Source organism: Burkholderia sp. 22088 (assembly GCF_052045915.1).
GTDB lineage: Bacteria > Pseudomonadota > Gammaproteobacteria > Burkholderiales > Burkholderiaceae > Burkholderia > Burkholderia cepacia.
Genome location: NZ_JBQEPY010000021.1, coordinates 165453 through 187770 on the forward strand (window position 1 = coordinate 165453; position 22318 = coordinate 187770).

The following is a 22318-nucleotide window of genomic DNA, read 5'->3' on the forward strand; positions in this document are numbered from 1 at the left end:
TTCGTGCCGGGCACGCGTTGCGCGATGCCGTGTGATTCACACGGCATCGGCCGATGCAAGGGTCAGACGTTGAACAGGAAGTTCATCACGTCGCCGTCGTGCACGACATATTCCTTCCCTTCGGCGCGCATCTTGCCGGCTTCCTTCGCGCCTTGCTCGCCCTTGTACGTGATGAAGTCGTCGAACGCGATCGTCTGCGCGCGGATGAAGCCGCGCTCGAAGTCGGTGTGGATCACGCCGGCCGCCTGCGGCGCCGTGTCGCCGATATGGATCGTCCACGCGCGCACTTCCTTCACGCCCGCGGTGAAGTAGGTCTGCAGGCCGAGCAGCTTGAAGCCCGCGCGGATCACGCGGTCGAGGCCCGGCTCTTCCATGCCCATGTCGGCGAGGAATGCTTCCTTGTCGGCATCGTCGAGATCGGCGATTTCCGCCTCGATCGCCGCGCACACGGCGACCACCGGCGCATTTTCGCTTTCCGCGTACTTGCGCACGGCATCCAGGTGCGGGTTGTTCTCGAAACCGTCGTCCTTCACGTTGGCCACGTACATGGCCGGCTTCGCGGTGATCAGGCAGAACGGCTTGAGCAGCGCCTCTTCGTCGTCCGACAGCGCGAGACCGCGCACGGCCTTGCCCTGGTCGAGCTGCGCGCGCACCTTCTCGAGCACCGCGACGAGCTTCGCCGCTTCCTTGTCGTTGCCCGACTTCGCGGCCTTCGAATAGCGCGTGAGCGCCTTCTCGACGGTGCCGAGGTCGGCGAGCGCGAGTTCGGTATTGATCACTTCGATGTCGTCGATCGGGCTGACCTTGCCGGCGACGTGAATGACGTTCTCGTCCTCGAAGCAGCGCACGACGTGCGTGATTGCATCGGTTTCGCGAATGTTGGCGAGGAACTGGTTGCCGAGGCCTTCACCCTTGCTCGCGCCCGCGACGAGGCCCGCGATGTCGACGAACTCGACGACGGCCGGCACGACACGCTCCGGCTTGACGATCTCGGAGAGCGCCTTCAGGCGCGTATCGGGCACTTCGACGATGCCGACGTTCGGCTCGATCGTGCAGAACGGGTAGTTCTCGGCGGCGATGCCGGCCTTGGTCAGCGCATTGAACAGGGTGGACTTGCCGACGTTGGGCAAGCCGACGATGCCGCATTTGAGACTCATGGAATCCTTCGGACGGGTAAGGCGGCGCGGCCGGACAGGGCACGGCGGCGCGGGAAAAAAGGGCGGCCGGCGCTTGGGGCGCGGCGGGCCGACGGTCAAAGACGCTATTGTACCGTGCCGACGCCCCGGATTCCGGGGTTGCGCCGAACGGCCGATGCGGCAGGCCGCCGCGCTGCATCGGCCGCCTGCGATTCTGCTGATTTCCCGCAAAGTCCGGCCGCGTAAGGGTTTGGCCCCGCGGCTATAATGCCCGCCATGACTGCCCACCACTCCTTCGACGTCGCCGTGGTCGGCGGCGGGCTCGTCGGCAAGACTGCCGCGCTCGCGCTGACCCAGTCCGGCTACAAGACTGCCTTGCTCGCCCAGCCGGCCGCGCCGCGCCCCGCCGATCTCGTATTCGACACGCGCGTCTACGCGCTGTCTTCCAGTTCGCAGGCGTTGCTCGAGCGGCTGCGGGTCTGGCAGGCGCTCGACCATGGCCGCCTCGCACCGGTCTACGACATGCGCGTGTACGGCGATGCGCACGCGGAACTGCATTTCTCCGCGTACCAGGCATCCGTGCCGCAGCTCGCGTGGATCGCCGAATCGTCGCTGGTCGAGGCGTCGCTCGACGCCGCGCTGCGGTTCCAGCCGAACCTCACGTGGTTCGAGGCGCGCGCGCAGGGCTTCGACGTACACGACGACGCAGCCGTGCTCACGCTGTCGTCGGGGCAGGTGCTGGAAGCGGATCTCGTCGTCGGCGCGGACGGCGCGCATTCGTGGGTGCGCTCGCAAATGGGGGCCAAAGTCGAGCGGCGCGACTACCGGCAAACCGGTGTCGTCGCGAACTTCAAGGCGTCGCTGCCGCATCGCGAGACGGCCTACCAGTGGTTCCACGAAGGCGAGATCGTCGCGCTGCTGCCGCTGCCGGACGGCCATGTGTCGCTCGTCTGGTCCGCGCACACCGCGCATGCGGACGAATTGCTCGCACTCGATCCGGCGCAGCTCGCGGCCGAGGTCGAGCGCGTGTCTCATGGCCAGGTCGGCACGCTCGACTGCGTGACGCCGGCCGCCGGCTTCCCGCTGGCGCTGCAGACGGTCGACAAGCTGATCGCGCCGCGCGTCGCGCTCGTCGGCGATGCCGCGCACCTGATCCACCCGCTCGCGGGACAGGGGATGAACCTCGGCCTGCGCGATGTGGCGGCGCTTGCCGACGCGATCGCCGGCAAGGAAAGTTTCCGCAACCTCGGCGATACGGTGCTGCTGCGCCGCTACGAGCGTTCGCGCCGCGAGGACATCCGCGCGCTGATGGTCGCAACCGACGGCCTGCAGCGGCTGTTCGCGGTGCCGGGCTCGCTCGCGAAGGCCGTGCGCAATGCGGGCATGGCCTTCGTCGGTGCGCAGCCGCTCGTGAAGCGCTGGCTCGTGTCGGCTGCGCTCGGCTGATCGAACCTTCGGCCGCTTCGCCGGTCGGACACGGTTCCGTTACGGCGTACACTGTGCCGTGAACACCGATTGAGCTGAAGGAAGATTTCGATGAAAAAAACGATCCGCATCGCGTCGCTGGCGCTGGCCGTCACGATGGCGACGCTTGGCTGCACCGCGCAGGCCGACCAGACCACCGACAAGCTGAAAGCCACGCTGCAGGCCCGCCTCGGCAACGATGCGCCGATCAAGAGCGTGTCGAAATCGCCGGTCGCGGGCCTGTACGAAGTGAACCTCGGCTCACAGATCATCTATAGCGATGCGGCGGGCGACTACGTGCTGCTCGGCGATCTCGTCGACACCAAGACGCACAAGAACCTGACCGACGCCCGCCTGTCCGAAATCAACAAGATCGACTTCGCGAGCCTGCCGTTCGCGAATGCGATCAAGGTCGTCAAGGGCAACGGCGCCCGCAAGATCGCGGTGTTCTCCGATCCGAACTGCCCGTACTGCAAGAAGCTCGAGACGACGCTGCAGTCGGTCGACAACGTGACCGTCTACACGTTCCTGTACCCGGTGCTGTCGCCGGATTCGACCGCGAAGTCGAAGGCGATCTGGTGTGCGACCGATCGCGCGAAAACGTGGGAGAGCTGGATGCTCGACCATCGCGCACCGACCGGCGCCGGTACCTGCGATACCGCCGCACTCGACAAGAACCTCGCGCTCGGCCGCGGGATGAACGTCACGGGCACGCCGACGATCTTCCTGCCGGACGGCCGCCGCCTGCCGGGCGCCGTATCGGCCGACCAGCTCAACCAGGCGCTCGCGTCGAGCAAGTAACCGACCACCCGCCGGGCCGCATGGCCCGGCCAGCGAGGGGCGCCCGCGTGACCTGCCGGCGCCTCTCTTCGTTTCCGCCGCCGTATTCGACCGTCCGATTCCCACGATGACCCAGCCGATCCGCTATTCGATTGTCCCGAAAGATCTTGCCGCGCACCTGTTCGAAGTGTCGGTGACGGTCACCGATCCCGACCCCGAAGGCCAGCGCTTTTCGCTGCCGGTGTGGATTCCGGGCAGCTACCTCGTGCGCGAGTTCGCGCGCAACATCGTGACGCTCGGCGCATTCAACGACGCGGGCCGCAAGGTGCGGATCGCAAAGACCGACAAGCACACGTGGCAGGCCGCGCCCGTGAACGGCACGCTGACGCTGCGTTACGACGTGTACGCGTGGGACCTGTCGGTGCGCTCCGCGTATCTCGACGAATCGGGCGGCTTCTTCAATGCGACGGCCGTGTTCCTGAGCGTCGCCGGCCGCGAGGACGCGCCGTGTGAAGTCGACATCGGGAAGCCGGCCGGCGCGGCGTTCCGCACGTGGCGCGTCGGCACTGCGTTGCCCGAGGCGCGCGGCACGAAGCGCTACGGGTTCGGCGCGTACCGCGCAGCGAACTACGACGAGCTTTCCGACCATCCGGTGACGATCGGCGAATTCGCGCTGGCGACGTTCGACGCGCACGGCGTGCCGCACGACATCGTGATCGCGGGGCGTGTGACGCAGCTCGACATGGAGCGCCTGCGCACCGACCTGAAGCGCGTGTGCGAAGCACAGATCGCGCTGTTCGAGCCGAAATCGAAGAAGGCGCCGATGGACCGCTACGTGTTCATGACGCTTGCGGTCAGCGACGGTTACGGCGGTCTCGAGCATCGCGCGTCGACCGCGCTGATCTGCAACCGCACCGACCTGCCGGCGAAGGGGCGACCCGAAACGACGGAAGGCTATCGCACGTACCTCGGTCTCTGCAGTCACGAGTACTTCCATACCTGGAACGTGAAGCGCATCAAGCCGGCGGCGTTCGTGCCGTACGACCTGACGCGCGAGAATTACACGTCGCTGCTGTGGCTGTTCGAAGGCTTCACGTCGTATTACGACGACCTGATGCTGGTGCGCAGCGGGCTGATGTCGCAGGACGAATATTTCGCGGCGCTCGGCCGCACGGTCGGCGGCGTGCTGCGCGGCACGGGCCGGCTCAAGCAAAGCGTCGCGGAAAGCTCGTTCGACGCGTGGATCAAGTACTACCGCCAGGACGAGAACGCGACCAACGCGATCGTCAGCTATTACACGAAGGGTTCGCTGGTCGCGCTCGCGTTCGATCTCGCGATCCGCGCGCAGACGCGCAACCGGAAGTCGCTCGACGACGTGATGCGCCTGCTGTGGCAGCGTTACGGCCGCGATTTCTACCGCGGCAAGCAGGCGGGCGTCGAGGAAAACGAAGTCGAGACGCTGATCGAGGAAGCGACGGGCGTCGCGCTCGGCCGCCTGTTCACCGATGCCGTGCACGGCACGCGCGACCTGCCGCTCGCCGAACTGCTCGCACCGTTCGGCGTGACGCTCACGCCGGATGTCGCGAACGGCGCTGCCGCGAAGCCGACGATCGGCGCACGCCTGCGCGGCGGTGCGGACTGCACGTTCGCGGCGGTCTACGAAGGCGGTGCCGCGCATCGCGCGGGGCTGTCGGCCGGCGACACGCTGATCGCGGTCGACGGGCTGCGCGTCACGGGCACCAACCTCGACGCGCTGCTTGCGCGCTACCGGCCGGGCGACAAGGTCGAGGTTCACGCATTCCGGCGCGACGAGCTGCGCACCGCGAAACTGAAGCTCGACGGCCCCGAAGTCACGCGCTACCGGCTGACGGCGGCCGCGAAGCCGGCGGCGGTATCGAAGGCCCGGGAAGCCTGGCTGAAGGGCTGATCGTACGAAGGCGGGTATCGGGGCGCGATCGAGGATTGTTCTGTTGTTGCAACAATCCGTCGCCCTGAACCCGCTTTTTCGCGGTCATGCGGCCACGCACAATGGCGTCACTCGCGCTACCGAAGCGCAACCCTACTGGAGCCTGACATGACGACCATTCTGCAAATCAATTCCGCGGCGCGTTCGCAAGGTGCGCAATCCACGCTGCTGGCCAACGAACTGACGGCAAAGCTGCAACAATCGAACCCCGGCGCGAAGGTCGTGGTTCGTGACCTGCTGGCCGATGCGCTGCCGCACCTCGACGAATCGGTGCTCGGCGCGTTCTTCACGCCGGCCGACAAGCGCACCGCGGAACAGAATGCGATCGTCGCGAAGAGCGATGCACTGATCGCCGAACTGCAAGCCGCCGACATCGTCGTGATCGGCGCACCGATGTACAACTTCGGCGTGTCGTCGCAACTGAAGGCGTATTTCGACTGGATCGCCCGTGCAGGCGTCACGTTCCGCTACACCGAGAACGGTCCGGAAGGCCTGATCAAGGGCAAGAAGGTTCACGTGGTGACGGCCCGCGGCGGCAAGTACCTGGGTACGCCGAACGACAGCCAGACGCCGTACCTGCGCTCGTTCCTCGGCTTCATCGGCCTGACAGACGTGAACTTCATTCACGCTGAAGGCCTGAACCTCGGGCCGGACGCGCAAAGCGCCGCGCTCGCCAGCGCACGCGAAGCGATCGCCGCCGCGTAAGGAAGGCCGACGCGTAAGGAAGGCCGACGCGGGTGCGACGCACCTGCTGCATCGCCCGATAAAAAAACGCCGCGTTCCCGAAAGGGACGCGGCGTTTTTGCATGCTTGCCGGCACGAAGGAACCGGCAGCGCGTTACGCGAGCGTTTCGGCGACTTCCGGCAGGCGCCAGTCGATCGGCTCGCGGCCGGCATCGACCAGATAGTCGTTCGCGAGCGCGAAATGGCGGCAACCGAGGAAACCGCGGTGCGCGGACAGCGGCGACGGATGCGGTGCCTCGAGCACGCAATGCGCGCTTGCGTCGAACAGTGCGCGCTTCGCCTGCGCGTGTGCGCCCCACAGCATGAACACGAGCCCGCGATGGCGGCCGGCGAGTTCGCGGATCAGCGTGTCCGTGCACTGCTCCCAGCCGCGCTTCGCATGGCTCGCGGCCGCGCCGCGCTCGACCGTCAGCACCGTGTTGAGCAGCAGCACGCCCTGGCGCGCCCAAGTGTCGAGGCAGCCGTGGCGTGGTGTGTCATGACCGAAGTTCGCGGCGATTTCCTTGAAGATGTTGCGCAGCGACGGCGGCGTGCGCACGGCGGGCGGCACCGAGAATGCGAGCCCGTGCGCCTGCGGCGTGCCGCGATCGTCGCCGTGATACGGATCCTGGCCGAGGATCACGACTTTCACGTCGTCCGGGCTCGTCAGGCGCAGCGCGCGGAACACGTCGGTCGGGTAGACCGTCTTGCCGGCCGCACGCTCGTCGTCGACGAAGCGGCACAGCGGCGCATACGCGTCGCTGTCGGTAAAGGGTTTCAGCACGTCGCGCCAGACGGCAGGCAGCGCGTCGAATTGCGCGGCGAGGTGCGGAACGTTGGCGGCGGCAGGCTGCGGTGCCGCTGGTGCCGCAGCCGATGCGGCGGCTTTCTTGGCGGGCTTGCGCCCGGCCGCGGGTGGCTCGGAAGGCGGGGACGGAAGATCGGCCGGTGCCGTTTCCGGCACGGGATCGTCGAACAGCGACGCCTGTTGCGGCGCGCGGGAAGTCTTGCGGGTTGCCATGCGTGATGCGTGTTATTGCGCGCGCAGCCGGTAGCCGCGCTGCGCCTTGCTGATGTTTTCGGGAGCGAGGCCCGGCAGCGCCTGCTGCAGTTCGGCGGCGAGCGTTGCGAGCGCCGCTTCCGGGCCGTCGATCAGTTCGAGTTCGATTTCGCTGATCGGTTCGCGGCGCGTTTCGTGTTCCGCCTGGACGACGATCTCGCCGATGTCCACCGCGGCTTCGACGGTTGCGCCGCCGATTGCGATGCGCCACAGCGTACGCGAAAAATCCGTGCGGAACAGCGCACGCAGCGCGCCGGCCGCGTCATTCAGCGCGGCGGCGGCCTCCGGCACGTCGCAGGCCGCGACGAGCGCATCGATCTCGAGCGCGTCGCCGGCGACCGGCAGCTCCCATTCGTGGCGGCGGTGCAGGCCGCCTTCCGCGCTGCCGACCGTCTTGAACGTCTGCAGCCAGCCCTGCGGCGCGCGGCGCACGCGCACCGCGCTCTTCGAGCGGGCCAGCGCGAGATCGGGCGTGTCGTAGTAGACGTTCGCGAGCGTGATGTCGTGGCCGGGTTCGCCGGTCAGCGTCTCGAAGAAGCGTCGCGCGGCCTCGGCCTGGCCGGCAGGCAGCGCGAGCTTGATTTCCTTTTCGATCGCCATCAGAAGAACATCCGTGCGAGTTCCTCGCCCGGCTGGTCGGCACGCATGAACGCTTCTCCGACGAGGAACGTGTTCACGTTCGCCGCGCGCATCGTGTCGACATCGGTGCGCGACAGGATCCCCGACTCGGTCACGACGATGCGGTCCGCCGGAATCATGTCGAGCATGTCGAGCGTGGTCTGGATCGACGTCTCGAACGTGCGCAGGTTGCGGTTGTTGATGCCGAGCAGCGGCGTCTTGAGCGTAAGCGCCTGTTCCATCTCGTTGCGGTCGTGCACTTCGACCAGCACCGCGAGGCCGAGCGAGTGAGCATACGCTTCGAGATCCTGCATCAGCGGCGTGTCGAGCGCGGCGGCGATCAGCAGGATCGCGTCCGCGCCCATCGCGCGCGCTTCCACGATTTGGTACGCGTCGACGATGAAGTCCTTGCGCAGCACCGGCAGCGTGCAGGCCGCGCGCGCTTCCTCGAGATAGCGGACGCTGCCCTGGAAGAACTGCTCGTCGGTCAGCACCGACAGGCACGCGGCGCCGTGCTCCGCATACGAACGGGCGATGTCGGCCGGCACGAAATGCTCGCGCAGCACGCCCTTCGACGGGCTGGCCTTCTTGATTTCGGAAATCACGGCCGCGTGGCCGGCTGCGTGTTTCGCGCGCAGTGCGCCGACGAAGTCACGCAGGTCGCGCGCGGAGGCTTCCAGTTTCAGTGCCTCGAGCGGCGCGCTGCGCATGGCCGCCGCGACTTCTTCGCGCTTGACGGCGATGATTCGGTCGAGAATGTCGCTCATGTGGATTCCTGCTTGATTCGTAAGGGGAGTCAGCGCTTGAACTGCTGCGTGAAGCGCACGAGTTCGTCGACCTTCGCGCGGGCCTTGCCGCTCGCGATCGCTTCGCGGGCGAGCTGGATGCCGTCCGCGATCGATTCGGCGACGTTCGCCGCATAGAGTGCGGTGCCCGCGTTCAGCGTGACGATCTCGCGCGCGACGCCCGGCTGGTTGTCCAGCGCGCCGAGCAGCATCGTGCGCGATTCGTCGGCATTTTCCACCTTCAGCGTGCGGTTCGACACCATCTGCAGGCCGAAATCTTCCGGATGGATCTCGTATTCGTGCACCTTGCCGTCGCGCAATTCGCCGACGAGCGTCGCGGCGCCGAGCGAAACCTCGTCCATCCCGTCCTTGCCGTACACCACGAGCACGTGCTGTGCGCCGAGACGCTGCATCACGCGCACCTGGATGCCGACGAGGTCGGGGTGGAACACGCCCATCAGCTGGTTCGGTGCGCCGGCCGGATTGGTCAGCGGGCCGAGGATGTTGAAGATCGTGCGCACGCCGAGTTCGCGGCGCACGGCTGCGATGTTCTTCATCGCCGGGTGATGGTTCGGCGCGAACATGAAGCCCATGCCGGTTTCGGCGATCGACGCGGCGACCTGCTCCGACTGCAGGTCGATGTTCACGCCGAGCGCCTCGAGCACGTCGGCGCTGCCGGACTTGCTCGATACGCCGCGGTTGCCGTGCTTCGCGACCTTCGCGCCGGCCGCGGCCGTGACGAACATCGACGCGGTCGAGATGTTGAACGTGTGCGAGCCGTCGCCGCCGGTGCCGACGATGTCGACGAAGTTCGAGTTGTCCTGCACCTCGACGTGGTTCGCGAATTCGCGCATTACGGTCGCGGCCGCGGCGATCTCGCCGATCGTCTCCTTCTTTACGCGCAGCCCGGTGATGATCGCGGCCGCCATCACGGGCGACATGTCGCCGCGCATGATGAGCCGCATCAGGTGCAGCATCTCGTCGTGGAAGATCTCGCGGTGTTCGATCGTGCGCTGCAGCGCTTCCTGCGGGGTAATCGTCATCGTGTGGCTCCCGTCAGGCGGCTTGCGCGGCTGCGGCGCGTGCCTGTTTCAGGAAATTCTCGAGCAGTGCATGGCCATGCTCGGACAGTATCGATTCCGGGTGGAACTGTACGCCTTCGATCGGCAGCGTCTTGTGGCGCACACCCATGATCTCGCCGTCGTCGGTCCACGCGGACACCTCGAGGCAGTCGGGCAGCGATTCGCGCTCGATCGCGAGCGAGTGGTAGCGCGTGACGTCGAAATGCTTCGGCAGGTCGGCGAACACGCCGCGGCAGTCGGTTTCGATCTTGCTCACCTTGCCGTGCATGATGGTCTTCGCGCGCACGACGCGGCCGCCGAATGCCTCGCCGATCGCCTGATGGCCGAGGCAGACGCCGAGGATCGGCTTCTTGCCCGAAAATTCACGCAGCACGTCGAGCGTGATGCCCGCGTGTTGCGGGTTGCTCGGGCCGGGCGACAGGCAGATCGCGTCGGGATTCAGGCGCGCGATCTCGTCGAGCGTGATTTCGTCGTTGCGGTAGGTGCGTACGTCCTCGCCGAGTTCGCCGAAGTACTGGACCAGGTTGTAGGTAAACGAGTCGTAGTTGTCGATCATGAGCAGCATGGTCAGTCTCCGGTCAGAAGTCGCTATCGAGGCCGTCCTGGACCTGTTCGGCCGCACGCAGCACCGCGCGCGCCTTGTTCTCGGTCTCTTGCCATTCGGATTCGGGCACCGAATCCGCGACGACGCCGGCCGCCGCTTGCACATACAGGTTGCCGTTGTGGATCAGGCCCGTCCGGATCGCGATCGCGAGATCCATCTCGCCCGAGAACGACAGGTAGCCGACGGCGCCGCCGTACAACCCGCGCTTGACCGGCTCGAGCTCGTCGATCAGTTCCATCGCGCGCACCTTCGGCGCGCCGGACAACGTGCCGGCCGGGAACGTCGCGCGCAGCACGTCGTAGTTCGTCATCCCGGGTTTCAGCTTGCCTTCGACCGAGCTGACGATGTGCTGCACGTGCGAGTACTTCTCGATGACCATCTTGTCGGTCACCTGCACCGAGCCGATCTCCGCGATGCGGCCGACGTCGTTGCGCGCGAGGTCGATCAGCATCACGTGCTCGGCGATCTCCTTCGGATCGTTGAGCAGTTCGGTCGCGAGTTCGGCATCGCGCTCGGGCGTGTTGCCGCGCGGGCGCGTGCCGGCGAGCGGACGGATCGTGACGATCTGGTCTTCGCCGCGCTTCTCCTGGCGCACGAGGATTTCCGGCGACGCGCCGACCACGTGGAAATCGCCGAAGTTGTAGTAGTACATGTACGGCGACGGGTTCAGCGAACGCAGCGCACGATACAGCGACAGCGGATTGTCGCGGTACGGCTTCGTCAGCCGCTGGCCGACCTGGATCTGCATCAGCTCGCCGGCCGCGATGTATTCCTTCGCCTGACGCACGGCGGCCAGATAGTCGTCCTTCTTGAACTCGCGGAAGGTTTCGGTGCGCACGCTCGCCGACGTGACGGGCGGCTGCACGGTCGTGCGCAGGCGCTGTTTCAGTTCGCGCAGGCGCTGTTTCGCCTTCGTGTAGGCTTCGGCCTGGCTCGGGTCCGCGTAGATGATCAGGTACAGCTTGCCGGCGAGGTTGTCGATGACCGCGACTTCCTCGGTCAGCAGCAACTGGATGTCGGGCAGGCCGAGATCGTCGCGCGGCGCGGTGTTCGCGAGCTTCTTCTCGATGTAGCGCACCGCGTCGTAGCCGAAGTAGCCGGCGAGACCGCCGCAGAAGCGCGGCAGGCCCGGGCGCTGCGCCACCTTGAAGCGCGCCTGGAACGATTCGATGAACTGGAACGGGTCACCTTCATGCGTCTCGACGACCTGGCCGTCGCGCACGACTTCCGACACGCCGTTACGGGTGCGGACGAGCGTGCGGGCCGGCAGGCCGATGAACGAGTAGCGGCCGAAGCGTTCGCCGCCGACCACCGATTCGAGCAGGAACGAGTTGGCGCCCGCGCGTTCGGGCTGGGCCAGCTTCAGGTAGAGGGACAGCGGCGTTTCGAGATCGGCGAGGGCTTCCGCGATCAGCGGGATGCGGTTGTAGCCTTCGTTCGCGAGCGATTGGAATTCGAGTTCGGTCATGTTCCGGTCCTGTTCGGGACGAGCGGCGCGTGCGCCAGGGATCATTTGACGCTGCGCGGGTTGCCGTCGGCGAAAGGGCGGTCGATCGAGAAGTGCCTGTTGCCGGCCGGCACTCCGGGCGTGAACGTCGCGAGCCTGCGGCCGATCCTGAACGCAAGCGTTCGGACGCGGTGGAACTCGAGGTGGTGCGACGGTCGGCGCGCGGATGCGCAACGAGATAAAAAACGGCGCTGAAGACGTGCTTCAGCGTACCTCATCGAAGAGGTTAGCGCGACCAGCGACGCCAGGGCCAGGCTCCCCGGTCGATGCTGCTCAGACTCCGTTTTTTATTCAGAAACATGCAGATGGAAGAAATAATCAGATGGTTGGCCGGCCGGTGTTGTGCGCGGTAATTGCGCGAGCTGCGACCAGCAACGAATCGACTATACCATCCGAATTTATCGTTTGTATAGCTTTGCCGTGGTTGTAGCCGTACGGCACAGTCAGCGTCGCCATCCCGGCCGCGCGGCCGGCCAGCGCATCGTTTTCCGAGTCGCCGATCGCGACTGCCGCATCCGGAGCGACGCCGAGCGCGCTGCAGGCCGTCAGCATCGGCAGCGGATCGGGCTTCTTGCGCGCGACGCTGTCGCCGCCGAGCACGACGCCGAAGCAATCGGCCAGCCCGTATTGCTCGAGCAGTTCGATGGCGAAGCGATGCGGCTTGTTCGTCACGCACGCGAGCCGGATGCCGGCCGCACGCAATGCGTCGAGGCCGGCGGCTACGTCCGGATAGAGGCGCGTGTGGCGGCCGTTGATCTTCGCGTATTCGGTCTGGTAGATCGCCAGTGCGTCGTCGAAGCGCGCGTGCGCTTCGTCGGCCGGGAAGCGCGGTTTCAGCACGCTCTGGATCAGGTGTTCGGAGCCCTTGCCGACGTAGCCGATCACCTCGTCACGCGACGTGGCCGGCGCGCCGAGCTGCGCGAGCATCCCGTTCAGGCCGGCCGTGAAATCGTCGGCCGTGTCGACCATCGTGCCGTCGAGATCGATCAGCGCCGCGTCGATGCGCGGCGCGGCGAAGCGGATCGGGGCGGCTTCGGTTGCAGCCCCGGCCGGCGCATGGCCGGCGAGCGACGAATCGGCCACGGCGTCAGCTCCGCTCGACGGTAGCGAGCGCGGCGCGCATCTCGTCGATCACCTTGCGGTAGTCGGGCTTGCCGAAGATCGCCGAACCCGCGACGAAGGTGTCGGCCCCGGCCGCCGCGATTTCCGCGATGTTGTCGGTTTTCACGCCGCCGTCGACTTCGAGCAGGATCTCGCGGCCGGTGCGCTCGGTGTACGCGTCGATGCGTGCGCGTGCCTCGCGCAGCTTGTTCAGCGTTTCCGGGATGAACGACTGGCCGCCGAAGCCCGGGTTGACCGACATCAGCAGCACGAAGTCGAGGCGATCCATCACGTGATCGAGGTAGTTCAGCGGCGTCGCCGGATTGAACACCAGACCGGCCTTGCAGCCGTGGTCACGGATCAGCGACAGCGTGCGGTCGATGTGATCGGAGCCTTCCGGGTGGAAGCTGATCAGGTTTGCACCGGCCTTCGCAAAATCGGGCACGATCCGGTCGACCGGGCGCACCATCAGATGCACGTCGATCGGCACCTGCACGTGCGGGCGGATCGCTTCGCACACGAGCGGGCCGATCGTCAGGTTCGGCACATAATGGTTGTCCATCACGTCGAAGTGGATCCAGTCGGCGCCGGCGGCGACGACGTTGCGGACTTCTTCGCCGAGCCGTGCGAAATCGGCCGACAGGATGCTGGGAGCGATACGGAATTGGGTCATGGCAGGGGAGCGGGGACGTTGCGGCGCAAAACCGACATTCTACCGTCCGGCGACCCCGTGCGCGGCGGCGGGCCGTGCGGCCCAGGCCCGATTGCGCATAGAATGCCGAACCAATGCGGCGCGCCCGCGGCCCCGTTGCCCATGCCGGCACGGACAGTCACCTTCCACCGGAAACATCATGAGTCAGTATCAGTTCACCGTTTCGGTGAAAACCAGCTACTTGCCGGAACAATCCGACCCCGATCGCCGTCAATACGCATTCGCGTACACGCTGACGATCCGCAACACGGGACAAGTCGCGGCGCAGCTGATCGCGCGTCACTGGATCATCACGGACAGCGAGAACCACGTGCAGGAGGTGAAGGGGCTCGGCGTCGTCGGGCACCAGCCGCTGCTGCAGCCGGGCGAGCACTTCGAATACACGAGCTGGGCCGTGATCGCGACGCCGGTCGGTACGATGCGGGGCGCGTACTTCTGCGTGGCGGAAGACGGCGAGCGTTTCGAGGCGCCGGTCGACGAGTTCGCACTCCACATGCCGCGCACGCTGCATTGAGCGTGCGAAGCGCGTCAGCGCGGCTGGCGGTCGTTGTTGCCGCGGGCGTGCTTCTTTCTGCCCGACGACGTCCACACGACGATGAAGATCAGCAGGGCAAGCGCTACGAAGGCTTCGAGCGCAAAGATGAGCATCGGATATTGGTCGAGAAAATCTGACATGGCGGTTTCCATCAAGAACGGACATTGTATGTGGTTTGGGCCCCGGTTGGCCGGGTGGGCGGCAGCGGTCGCGGCGGCGGCGCTGCTTGCGGCGTGCGGCAGCGCGCCGACGCGGACTTCGTCGCTGAAGCCGCCGACCGGCGCGGCGATCGTGCCGGGGCAGGTCGCCGCGAAGCGACTCACGCCGGTCGCGTGGCAGCAGGTGCCGGGTTGGCAGGACGATTCGCTGATCGGCGCGACGGCCGCGTTGCGGCAGAACTGCGCGCGGCTCGCGCGCCAGCCGGCCTGGCAGCGTGCGTGTGCGGCTGCCGACCGGCTCGACGAGCTTGACGTCAGCAGTGCGCGGGCATTCTTCGAAACGTATTTCACGCCGTTCCAGTTCGCGAACACCGACGGTACGCTCGACGGGCTGGTGACCGGCTATTACGAGCCGCTGCTGCATGGTTCGCGCGTGCGTCGTGGCCCGTATCAGTACGCGCTGTACCGCTGGCCGGCCGGTTATCGCGCGGGCGCCGCGCTGCCGGCACGCGCGCAGCTCGAACGCGCCGGCATCCTGAACGGCAACGAACTCGTGTGGGTCGACGACCCGATCGAGGCGTTCTTCCTGCAGGTGCAGGGCTCGGGGCGCGTGCTGCTCGACGACGGTTCGGTGATGCGGGTCGGCTTCGGCGGCACCAACAACCAGCCGTACCGTTCGATCGGCAAGTGGCTGCTCGATCGCGGCGAACTGACGCCCGCCCAGGCGACGATGCAGGGCATCAAGGCGTGGGCGAAGGCGAACCCGAATCGCGTCGACGCGTTGCTCGACACGAACCCGCGGTTCGTGTTCTTCCGCGACATGCCGACCAAGGAGGATGCGCCGCACGGCGGCGCGGACGGCCCGATCGGCGCGCTCGGCGTACCGCTGACGCCGGAACGCTCGATCGCGGTCGACCCGTCGTCGATCCCGCTCGGCACGCCGGTGTTCCTGCAGACCACGCGCCCGCTGACGAATACGCCGATGAACCGGCTCGTGTTCGCGCAGGATACGGGCTCCGCGATCAAGGGCGGCGTGCGGGCCGACTATTTCTGGGGGCTCGGCGACGACGCAGGCGATCAGGCCGGGCGGATGAAGCAGGTCGGCCGGATGTGGCTGCTGTTCCCGAACTCGTGACTTGAGGCGGCCCGGAATGAAACAGCCCGATCGGCGTTGGCCGATCGGGCTGTTTCATTTGCAGCCGCGGATTCACCGCACGTCGTGCACGCGCAGCGATTGCCGTCAGCCCTTGCGCTTGTCGACGACGCGTCGCGCCTTGCCGACCGAACGCTCGATCCCGTTCACGGGCAGCACGTTGATTACGGCCGTCACGCCGATCAGCGACTTGATGTCGTGTGCGAGCGCCTGTTTGGCCGCATGAATCGCCGCCGTATCGGGCGCAGTCTCCGGACAGGGCTCGACATTGAGCGTCAGCACGTCGAGCGGGCCTTCCTTCGTCAGTACGATCTGGTAGTGCGGTGCGAGCGCGCGCTGCTTGAGCAACTGCTCCTCGATTTGCGTCGGGAACACGTTGACACCGCGCACGATCATCATGTCGTCCGAACGCCCCGTGATCTTCTCCATCCGGCGCATCGTGCGGGCAGTGCCAGGCAGCAGCCGCGTGAGGTCGCGGGTCCGGTAGCGGACGATCGGCAGTGCCTCCTTCGTCAGCGACGTGAACACGAGCTCGCCGAGTTCGCCGTCCGGAAGCACTTCGCCGGTTTCAGGGTCGATGATTTCCGGATAGAAGTGGTCTTCCCAGATGGTCGGGCCGTCCTTGGTCTCGACGCATTCGGACGCGACGCCGGGGCCCATCACTTCGGAAAGTCCGTAGATGTCGACCGCGTCGATGCCCATCCGCTGCTCGATCGCGACGCGCATGTCGTTGGTCCACGGTTCCGCGCCGAAGATGCCGATGCGCAGCGAACTCTGCACCGGATCGAGACCCTGGCGCTCGATTTCGTCGGCGATCGACAGCATGTAGCTCGGCGTCACCATGATGATGTCGGGCCGGAAATCCTGGATCAGCTGCACCTGCTTTTCGGTCTGGCCGCCGCCGAACGGGATCACGGTCAGCCCCGCGCGTTCGGCGCCGTAGTGCGCACCGAGCCCGCCTGTGAACAGGCCGTAGCCGTAGCTCACGTGCACCTTGTCGCCGCGGCGCGCACCGGCGGCGCGGATCGAGCGCGCGACGAGGTTCGCCCATGTGTCGATGTCGCCGGCCGTATAGCCGACGACCGTCGGCTTGCCGGTCGTGCCCGACGACGCATGAATGCGCGAGATCTGGTCCTGCGGCACCGCGAACATCCCGAACGGGTAACTGTCGCGCAGGTCGCTCTTCGTCGTGAACGGGAAGCGCGACAGATCGGCGAGCGTCTTCAGGTCGTCCGGATGGACGCCTGCGTCGTCGAACTTGCGACGATAGACGGGAGAGTGGTCATACGCATGCCGGAGCGACCACTTGAGGCGTTCGAGCTGCAGCGCGGTCAGCTCGTCGCGTGAGGCGGTCTCGATCGGCTCGAGCGGTAGCGGGGTAGTCATGCATGTCTCCAGTGTTTGTTATGTGCGAGCCGTCGACGTCAGCGGTCTTCCGGGATGACCGTACCCTTGATCTGGGCGGATTTGCCGCGAAACATCGCGACGGTTTCCCCGGTCTGGTTCGTGACGCGGATGTCGTAGATCCCTTGGCGGCCGGCGCGTGCCTGCTCGATCGCCTCGGCCGTCAGCACGTCGTCGCCGTGCACGGGGCGCAGGAATTCGATCGAGCAGCCGGCCGCGACTGCGTTCACGTTGTACGAGTTGCATGCGAACGCGAACGTTGAATCGGCCAGCGTGAAGATGATCCCGCCATGGCAGGTTTGATGCCCGTTCAGGAATTCGGGCCGCACGCGCATTTGCAGGCGCGCGTAGCCGGCGCGTACTTCGGCGATTTCCATCCCGAACGCGCGGCTGCATGCGTCGGCGTCGTACATGGCTCGCGCGGCGGCACGGGCGAGCGAGTCGGGGTCGAGCGTGGCAGTGGCGTCCGTCATGTCAACGCCCCTCGAAGCGCGGTGCGCGCTTCTCGATGAACGCCTTCACGCCTTCCGCATAGTCGTACGACTGACCGAGCTTGCGCTGCAGGTCGCGTTCCTGGTCGAGTTGCTGGTCGAGCGTGTTCGTGACGCTGTCGCGCATCGATTGCTTGATCGATGCGATCGCGAGCGTCGGCTGCTGCGCAAGCTGGGTGGCGAGCTGGCGGACTGACGCAGCGAGGGTGTCATCGTCGACCGCGCGCCAGATCAAGCCCCATTGCTCGGCCTGTTCGGCGCCGAGCTTGTCGCCGGTCAGCGCGAGCCCCAGCGCGCGTGCCATGCCGACGCGTTGCGGCAGGAACCATGTGCCGCCCGAATCGGGTACGAGCCCGATCTTGACGAAGGCCTGGATGAAACTGCTCGAGCGGGCGGCGAACACGAGATCGCACGCGAGCGCGAGGTTCGCGCCGGCGCCGGCCGCGGTGCCGTTGACGGCGGCGATGACCGGAATCGGCAGACGCTGCAGGCGGCGGATCAGCGGATTGAAGTGCTCGTCGATCAGCGCGCCGAGGTCGGTGGACGCGCCCGGCGTGAAGTCGAGATCGGCCAGGTCCTGGCCCGCGCAGAAGCCGCGCCCCGCGCCAGTCAGGATCAGCGCGCGCGCGCCGGCCACCTCGACATCATCGAGTGCCGACTGCAGTTCGCGATGCATCGCCCGCGTAAAGCTGTTCAGCTTGTCGGGGCGGTTGAGGGTAATCGTGGCCACGTTCGAGGCGCGATCGATATCCAGCTGAATCGCCTGATAGGACATGCAGTGTCTCCTTCATGACTTCGTTATAGGCTCGCGGTGCATGGGTTACACGCGTTCGATCGCGAGCGCGATACCCTGGCCGACGCCGATGCACATCGTACAGAGCGCAAAGCGGCCGCCCGTACGCTCGAGTTGGTGGAGCGCCGTGGTCACGAGTCGCGCGCCCGATGCGCCGAGCGGATGGCCCAGTGCGATTGCGCCGCCGTTCGGGTTCACGCGCGGATCGTCGTCGGCGACGCCGAGCATGCGCAGCACCGCGAGACCTTGCGACGCAAACGCCTCGTTCAGCTCGATCACGTCGAACTGGTCGATCGTCATCCCGAGCTGGCGCAGCAGTTTCTGCGTGGCCGGTGCGGGCCCGATGCCCATCACGCGCGGCGCGACGCCGGCCGTCGCCATTCCGACGACCCGTGCGCGGCGGCGCAGGCCGTACTGGTCCGCTGCCTGTGCATTGGCGAGCAGCAGCGCGCACGCACCGTCGTTGACGCCCGATGCGTTGCCGGCCGTCACCGAACCGTCCGGGCGCACGACGCCTTTCAGCTTCGCGAGCGCTTCGAGCGACGTTTCGCGCGGATGCTCGTCGCGCGAGACGACCAGCGGATCGCCTTTCTTCTGCGGAATCGTGACCGCGACGATTTCCTCGGCGAGCGTGCCGTCCTGCTGTGCACGCGCGGCCTTCTGCTGGCTGCGCAGCGCGAACAGATCCTGGTCGGCGCGGCTGACGTTGTAGTCGACCGCGACGTTCTCGGCCGTCTCAGGCATCGAATCGACGCCATACAGCTGTTTCATCAACGGATTGACGAAGCGCCAGCCGATCGTCGTATCGTAGATTTCTGCCTGGCGCGCGAATGCGCTCGAGGCCTTGCCCATCACGAACGGCGCGCGTGTCATGCTCTCGACGCCGCCCGCGATCATCAGGCGTGCCTCCCCGGCCTTGATCGCGCGCGCAGCAGTGCCGACCGCGTCCATCCCGGAGCCGCACAGGCGGTTCAGCGTCGTGCCGGGCACGTCGGTCGGCAGCCCCGCGAGCAGCGCGGACATGCGCGCGACGTTGCGGTTGTCCTCGCCGGCCTGGTTCGCGCAGCCGTAGATCACGTCGTCGATCGCTGACCAGTCGACGTCACGGTTGCGCTCCACGAGCGCCTTGAGCGGTACCGCACCGAGGTCGTCGGCGCGGACATCTTTCAAGGCGCCGCCGTAGCGGCCGATGGGGGTGCGAATCGCGTCGCAGATATAGGCGTCTGTCATGGGCGTATCGATGAGCAACGAACCCGCCGGGTGGCGGATTCGTTCATGGTAGAGAACGTGGCGGCGTTTGCACGTCGACCATTCGGGTTATGCAGGTTGACCGGCTTCCGCGGGTGCCGCTTTCGGCGCAACATGGACGCGGCTTTGCACGACGCGGAACCGGTTGGCGACGAATGCCGGGTCCGCCAGCGCCGCGTTGGCTGCCGGGTTCGCGCCCGTGCCGTGGAAATCCGAGAACGCTGCCGACTGGTTCACGAACACGCCGCCGGTCAGGTTGATCGACAGCGCGACGCCGCCGCGCACCGCCGCATCGTGTGCAGCATCGACGATGGCTTCGTCGGTACTGTAGACGGAGAGCGTCAGCGCGCCATGTTCTGCCGCGATCTCACCGGCGAGATCGAGCGACTGCGCGGTCGAGTCGGTTGCGATCACGAACGAGATCGGGCCGAACCACTCCTGCGTGAATTTCTCGCGATCGGCCACGTCGAGTTGCAGCACGAGCGGTGTGCGCACGCGGGCATCGGGGAACGCGGGGTGCTGGAGTGTAAGGCTGTCGGCGAGCACGCGGCCGAGCTGGCGGGCGTCGTCGATGCGTGCGGTCACGCCTTCGTTCTGGATCGCGCCGATCAGTTCGACCGAGCGGGCCGGATCGCCGGTGAGTTTCTGCACTGCAACGGCGATTGCCTGTGCGACTTCATCGAAGCTGGCATGGCCGTCCGCCGTCCGGATGCCGTCGCGCGGCACGTAGATGTTCTGCGGCGCCGTGCACATCTGGCCGGAGTACAGCGCCAGCGAGAACGCGATGTTCTTGGCGGTGGCCTTCAGGTCGTCGGTCGAGTCGATCACGATCTGGTTGACGCCTGCCTTCTCCGTATAGACCTGTGCCTGGTGGGCATGGCGCTCGAGCCACGTGCCGTTTTGCGTGCTGCCGGTGAAGTCGATCAGCTTGATCTCGGGGCGCAGCGCGAGATCCTGAACGAGTGCGCCGTCGTTGGGTTCGGTCGCGAGGAGCGTGACGACGTTCGGATCGAAGCCGGCTTCGCGCAGCACGTCGCGAGCGATCCGGACCGTGATTGCGAGAGGCAGGATCGCGCCCGGATGCGGTTTGACGATCACGGTGTTGCCGGTGGCCAGATCGGCGAACAATCCCGGGTAGCCGTTCCAGGTCGGGAACGTGCAGCAGCCGAGTACGAGGCCGGTGCCGCGCGGGACGATCGTGTAGCGCTTGTGCATCGCGAGCGGCGGGTTCTTGCCTTGCGGCTTCTCCCAGTGCGCATCGGCCGGAATGCGGCGCAGTTCGTCCCACGCATAGGCAACTGCCTCGAGTGCGCGGTCCTGCGCGTGCGGGCCGCCGGCCTGGAACGCCATCATGAATGCCTGCCCCGTGGTGTGCATCACGCTGTAGGCGATCTCGAAGCTCGCACGATTCAGGCGCGCGAGGATTTCGAGGCTGACCCCGATCCAGGCGCTCGGGCCGGCTTCACGCCACGAACGCTGCGCGGCGGCAGCGGCGGCGATCAGTTCGTCTGGCGTCGACTTCGGATACCGGATGCCCAGCGCGATGCCGTACGGCGACCGTTCCGCGCCGACCGTTTCTCCGGACGCCGGCTGGTCGAGCGCGAACGTCTTGTCGAGGTATGACTTGAACGCGGCCTCGCCATCTGCGTTCGCGCTTTCCCCGTACACTTTGGGGCTCGGCATTTCGGCGAACGGGCTCCAGTACCCGCGGCTCTCGATGGCGGCGAGTGCGTGCTTCAGCGTGTCTTCGTGCTTCGTGAACAGTGCATGGGTCATGGCGGCAGCCTGATGGACGATGAGAGGGGTTGGATCGATTAATTAACCGACCGGTTGGTCGGAGAATGGTAGCATCAAACTATTCGCATGTGCGAGGCGTTTCTCATTTCATTGATCGAGGAGAAATAGATGGCTTACGAGAACATCCTGGTGGAGACCCGGGGGCGTGTCGGGCTGGTTACGCTGAACCGTCCGAAGGCGCTGAACGCGCTGAACGATGCGCTGATGGATGAACTGGGTGATGCGCTGAAGGCGTTCGATGCGGACGATGGCATCGGCGCGATCGTCGTGACCGGGAGCGAGAAGGCGTTCGCGGCTGGCGCGGACATCGGCATGATGGCGACCTATTCCTATATGGATGTCTACCGGGGCGACTACATCACACGTAACTGGGAGACGGTACGCGAAATCCGCAAGCCGATCATCGCGGCGGTGTCGGGCTTTGCGCTGGGTGGTGGCTGCGAGCTGGCCATGATGTGCGACATCATCTTCGCGGCGGACACGGCCAAGTTCGGCCAGCCGGAAATCAAGCTGGGCGTCATGCCGGGTGCGGGCGGTACGCAGCGTCTGCCGCGCGCGGTGTCGAAGGCGAAGGCGATGGATATGTGCCTGACGGCCCGCTTCATGGATGCAGCCGAAGCGGAGCGTGCGGGGCTCGTGTCGCGCGTGCTGCCGGCCGCGACGCTTCTTGACGAGGCGATTGCCGCTGCGGCGACGATCGCCGAGTTTTCGCTGCCGGCGGTCATGATGGTCAAGGAGTCGGTGAACCGTGCGTACGAGACGACGCTGGCCGAGGGCGTTCACTTCGAGCGCCGGCTGTTCCATTCGCTGTTCGCGACCGAAGATCAGAAGGAGGGGATGGCGGCATTCGTTGAAAAGCGGAAGCCGGTGTTCAAGCACCGCTGATTGCGCTGCCCGAAGTAGGTGGCCGGTGCCTGGTTGGTATCGGTTGTCGATGTAATAATCCTCGGCCTGCCGAGCCCCAGCCCCCGTGCGCGCCAGCGCACGGGGGCTTTTCAAAATATTTTCACAAAGGGCTTGCGCAGATGGGGGCGGGTGCTTAGAATCACGCCTCTTTCGCGCTAACGGAAACGCAGCGCGGGAGAGGGAAGCAAAGCTGGTGGTGTGCCGCAGTGTCGGGCGCGCGGCTGGCCTGGAAGTTGAGCCCCGCAGTCGCAACGATGTAGTGTAAAAAGTTGTTGACGAGCTGCGAAACACGGTT

21 protein-coding genes are annotated in these 22318 nt (G+C 66.4%); 7 read left to right on the forward strand and 14 right to left on the reverse strand.

Features of this window, described 5'->3' with window-relative positions:
- Positions 1–62: 62 nt before the first annotated feature.
- A complete protein-coding gene (gene ychF / locus ACTJLD_RS33815) occupies positions 63–1157 on the reverse strand; it encodes a redox-regulated ATPase YchF (RefSeq protein ID WP_027788479.1) in 1095 nt (364 codons plus the stop codon).
- Positions 1158–1403: 246 nt separating this feature from the next.
- Here ychF and ACTJLD_RS33820 point away from each other — a divergent pair, with 246 nt between their 5' ends.
- The 4 genes from ACTJLD_RS33820 to ACTJLD_RS33835 all read left to right on the forward strand — a co-directional run bounded on the left by ACTJLD_RS33820 (position 1404) and on the right by ACTJLD_RS33835 (position 6051).
- Positions 1404–2582, forward strand: a complete 1179-nt coding sequence (locus ACTJLD_RS33820) for a UbiH/UbiF family hydroxylase (RefSeq protein WP_027788478.1) — start codon at positions 1404–1406, stop codon at positions 2580–2582.
- A 90-nt stretch (positions 2583–2672) separates the two neighbouring features.
- Complete coding sequence (locus tag ACTJLD_RS33825; protein WP_021156966.1) at positions 2673–3401, forward strand: DsbC family protein; 729 nt, start codon at positions 2673–2675, stop codon at positions 3399–3401.
- 106 nt (positions 3402–3507) lie between these two features.
- Positions 3508–5307: a M61 family metallopeptidase gene (locus ACTJLD_RS33830; protein ID WP_060373197.1), complete on the forward strand. Its 1800-nt coding sequence runs from the start codon at positions 3508–3510 to the stop codon at positions 5305–5307.
- Positions 5308–5454: 147 nt separating this feature from the next.
- On the forward strand, positions 5455–6051 hold the full coding sequence (locus tag ACTJLD_RS33835; protein WP_027788476.1) for an FMN-dependent NADH-azoreductase: 597 nt from the start codon (positions 5455–5457) through the stop codon (positions 6049–6051).
- Between the two features lie 133 nt (positions 6052–6184).
- Here ACTJLD_RS33835 and ACTJLD_RS33840 read toward each other — a convergent pair whose 3' ends face one another.
- The 8 genes from ACTJLD_RS33840 to rpe all read right to left on the reverse strand — a co-directional run bounded on the left by ACTJLD_RS33840 (position 6185) and on the right by rpe (position 13499).
- Entirely contained in the window at positions 6185–7090 is a 906-nt protein-coding gene (locus ACTJLD_RS33840; RefSeq protein ID WP_059688471.1) for a uracil-DNA glycosylase, read from the reverse strand.
- Positions 7091–7102: 12 nt separating this feature from the next.
- A complete protein-coding gene (locus ACTJLD_RS33845; RefSeq protein ID WP_048026371.1) occupies positions 7103–7729 on the reverse strand; it encodes a CYTH domain-containing protein in 627 nt (208 codons plus the stop codon).
- Positions 7729–8514 (reverse strand): indole-3-glycerol phosphate synthase TrpC, encoded by a 786-nt coding sequence (gene trpC, locus ACTJLD_RS33850; RefSeq protein WP_027788473.1) that lies wholly within the window; start codon positions 8512–8514, stop codon positions 7729–7731. The genes ACTJLD_RS33845 and trpC overlap by 1 nt, the downstream gene beginning before the upstream one ends.
- Before the next feature lie 29 nt (positions 8515–8543).
- A complete protein-coding gene (gene trpD / locus ACTJLD_RS33855) occupies positions 8544–9575 on the reverse strand; it encodes an anthranilate phosphoribosyltransferase (protein WP_027788472.1) in 1032 nt (343 codons plus the stop codon).
- 13 nt (positions 9576–9588) lie between these two features.
- Complete coding sequence (locus ACTJLD_RS33860; RefSeq protein ID WP_027788471.1) at positions 9589–10179, reverse strand: aminodeoxychorismate/anthranilate synthase component II; 591 nt, start codon at positions 10177–10179, stop codon at positions 9589–9591.
- A gap of 13 nt (positions 10180–10192) precedes the next feature.
- A complete protein-coding gene (gene trpE / locus ACTJLD_RS33865; protein ID WP_027788470.1) occupies positions 10193–11686 on the reverse strand; it encodes an anthranilate synthase component I in 1494 nt (497 codons plus the stop codon).
- A 357-nt stretch (positions 11687–12043) separates the two neighbouring features.
- Entirely contained in the window at positions 12044–12808 is a 765-nt protein-coding gene (locus ACTJLD_RS33870; protein WP_440660874.1) for a phosphoglycolate phosphatase, read from the reverse strand.
- A 4-nt stretch (positions 12809–12812) separates the two neighbouring features.
- A complete protein-coding gene (gene rpe, locus ACTJLD_RS33875) occupies positions 12813–13499 on the reverse strand; it encodes a ribulose-phosphate 3-epimerase (protein WP_011883156.1) in 687 nt (228 codons plus the stop codon).
- Between the two features lie 178 nt (positions 13500–13677).
- On the opposite strand from rpe, the gene apaG reads away from it, so the two are divergent.
- Positions 13678–14052, forward strand: coding sequence for a Co2+/Mg2+ efflux protein ApaG (gene apaG / locus ACTJLD_RS33880; protein WP_011350820.1), 375 nt, complete (start codon positions 13678–13680; stop codon positions 14050–14052).
- A gap of 81 nt (positions 14053–14133) precedes the next feature.
- Positions 14134–15366: a murein transglycosylase A gene (gene mltA / locus ACTJLD_RS33885; protein ID WP_124840726.1), complete on the forward strand. Its 1233-nt coding sequence runs from the start codon at positions 14134–14136 to the stop codon at positions 15364–15366.
- 105 nt (positions 15367–15471) lie between these two features.
- On the opposite strand, the gene paaK is transcribed toward mltA, so the two are convergent.
- The 5 genes from paaK to paaN all read right to left on the reverse strand — a co-directional run bounded on the left by paaK (position 15472) and on the right by paaN (position 21096).
- Complete coding sequence (gene paaK, locus ACTJLD_RS33890) at positions 15472–16770, reverse strand: phenylacetate--CoA ligase PaaK (RefSeq protein ID WP_059498650.1); 1299 nt, start codon at positions 16768–16770, stop codon at positions 15472–15474.
- A 38-nt stretch (positions 16771–16808) separates the two neighbouring features.
- Positions 16809–17261: a hydroxyphenylacetyl-CoA thioesterase PaaI gene (paaI, locus tag ACTJLD_RS33895; RefSeq protein ID WP_042973051.1), complete on the reverse strand. Its 453-nt coding sequence runs from the start codon at positions 17259–17261 to the stop codon at positions 16809–16811.
- A 1-nt stretch (position 17262) separates the two neighbouring features.
- Positions 17263–18054 (reverse strand): 2-(1,2-epoxy-1,2-dihydrophenyl)acetyl-CoA isomerase PaaG, encoded by a 792-nt coding sequence (gene paaG / locus ACTJLD_RS33900; protein WP_226190497.1) that lies wholly within the window; start codon positions 18052–18054, stop codon positions 17263–17265.
- A 45-nt stretch (positions 18055–18099) separates the two neighbouring features.
- Entirely contained in the window at positions 18100–19302 is a 1203-nt protein-coding gene (gene pcaF / locus ACTJLD_RS33905; protein WP_440660878.1) for a 3-oxoadipyl-CoA thiolase, read from the reverse strand.
- Positions 19303–19389: 87 nt separating this feature from the next.
- Complete coding sequence (gene paaN / locus ACTJLD_RS33910; protein ID WP_049097931.1) at positions 19390–21096, reverse strand: phenylacetic acid degradation protein PaaN; 1707 nt, start codon at positions 21094–21096, stop codon at positions 19390–19392.
- Positions 21097–21225: 129 nt separating this feature from the next.
- Here paaN and ACTJLD_RS33915 point away from each other — a divergent pair, with 129 nt between their 5' ends.
- On the forward strand, positions 21226–22002 hold the full coding sequence (locus ACTJLD_RS33915) for an enoyl-CoA hydratase (protein WP_059699742.1): 777 nt from the start codon (positions 21226–21228) through the stop codon (positions 22000–22002).
- Positions 22003–22318: the final 316 nt, after the last annotated feature.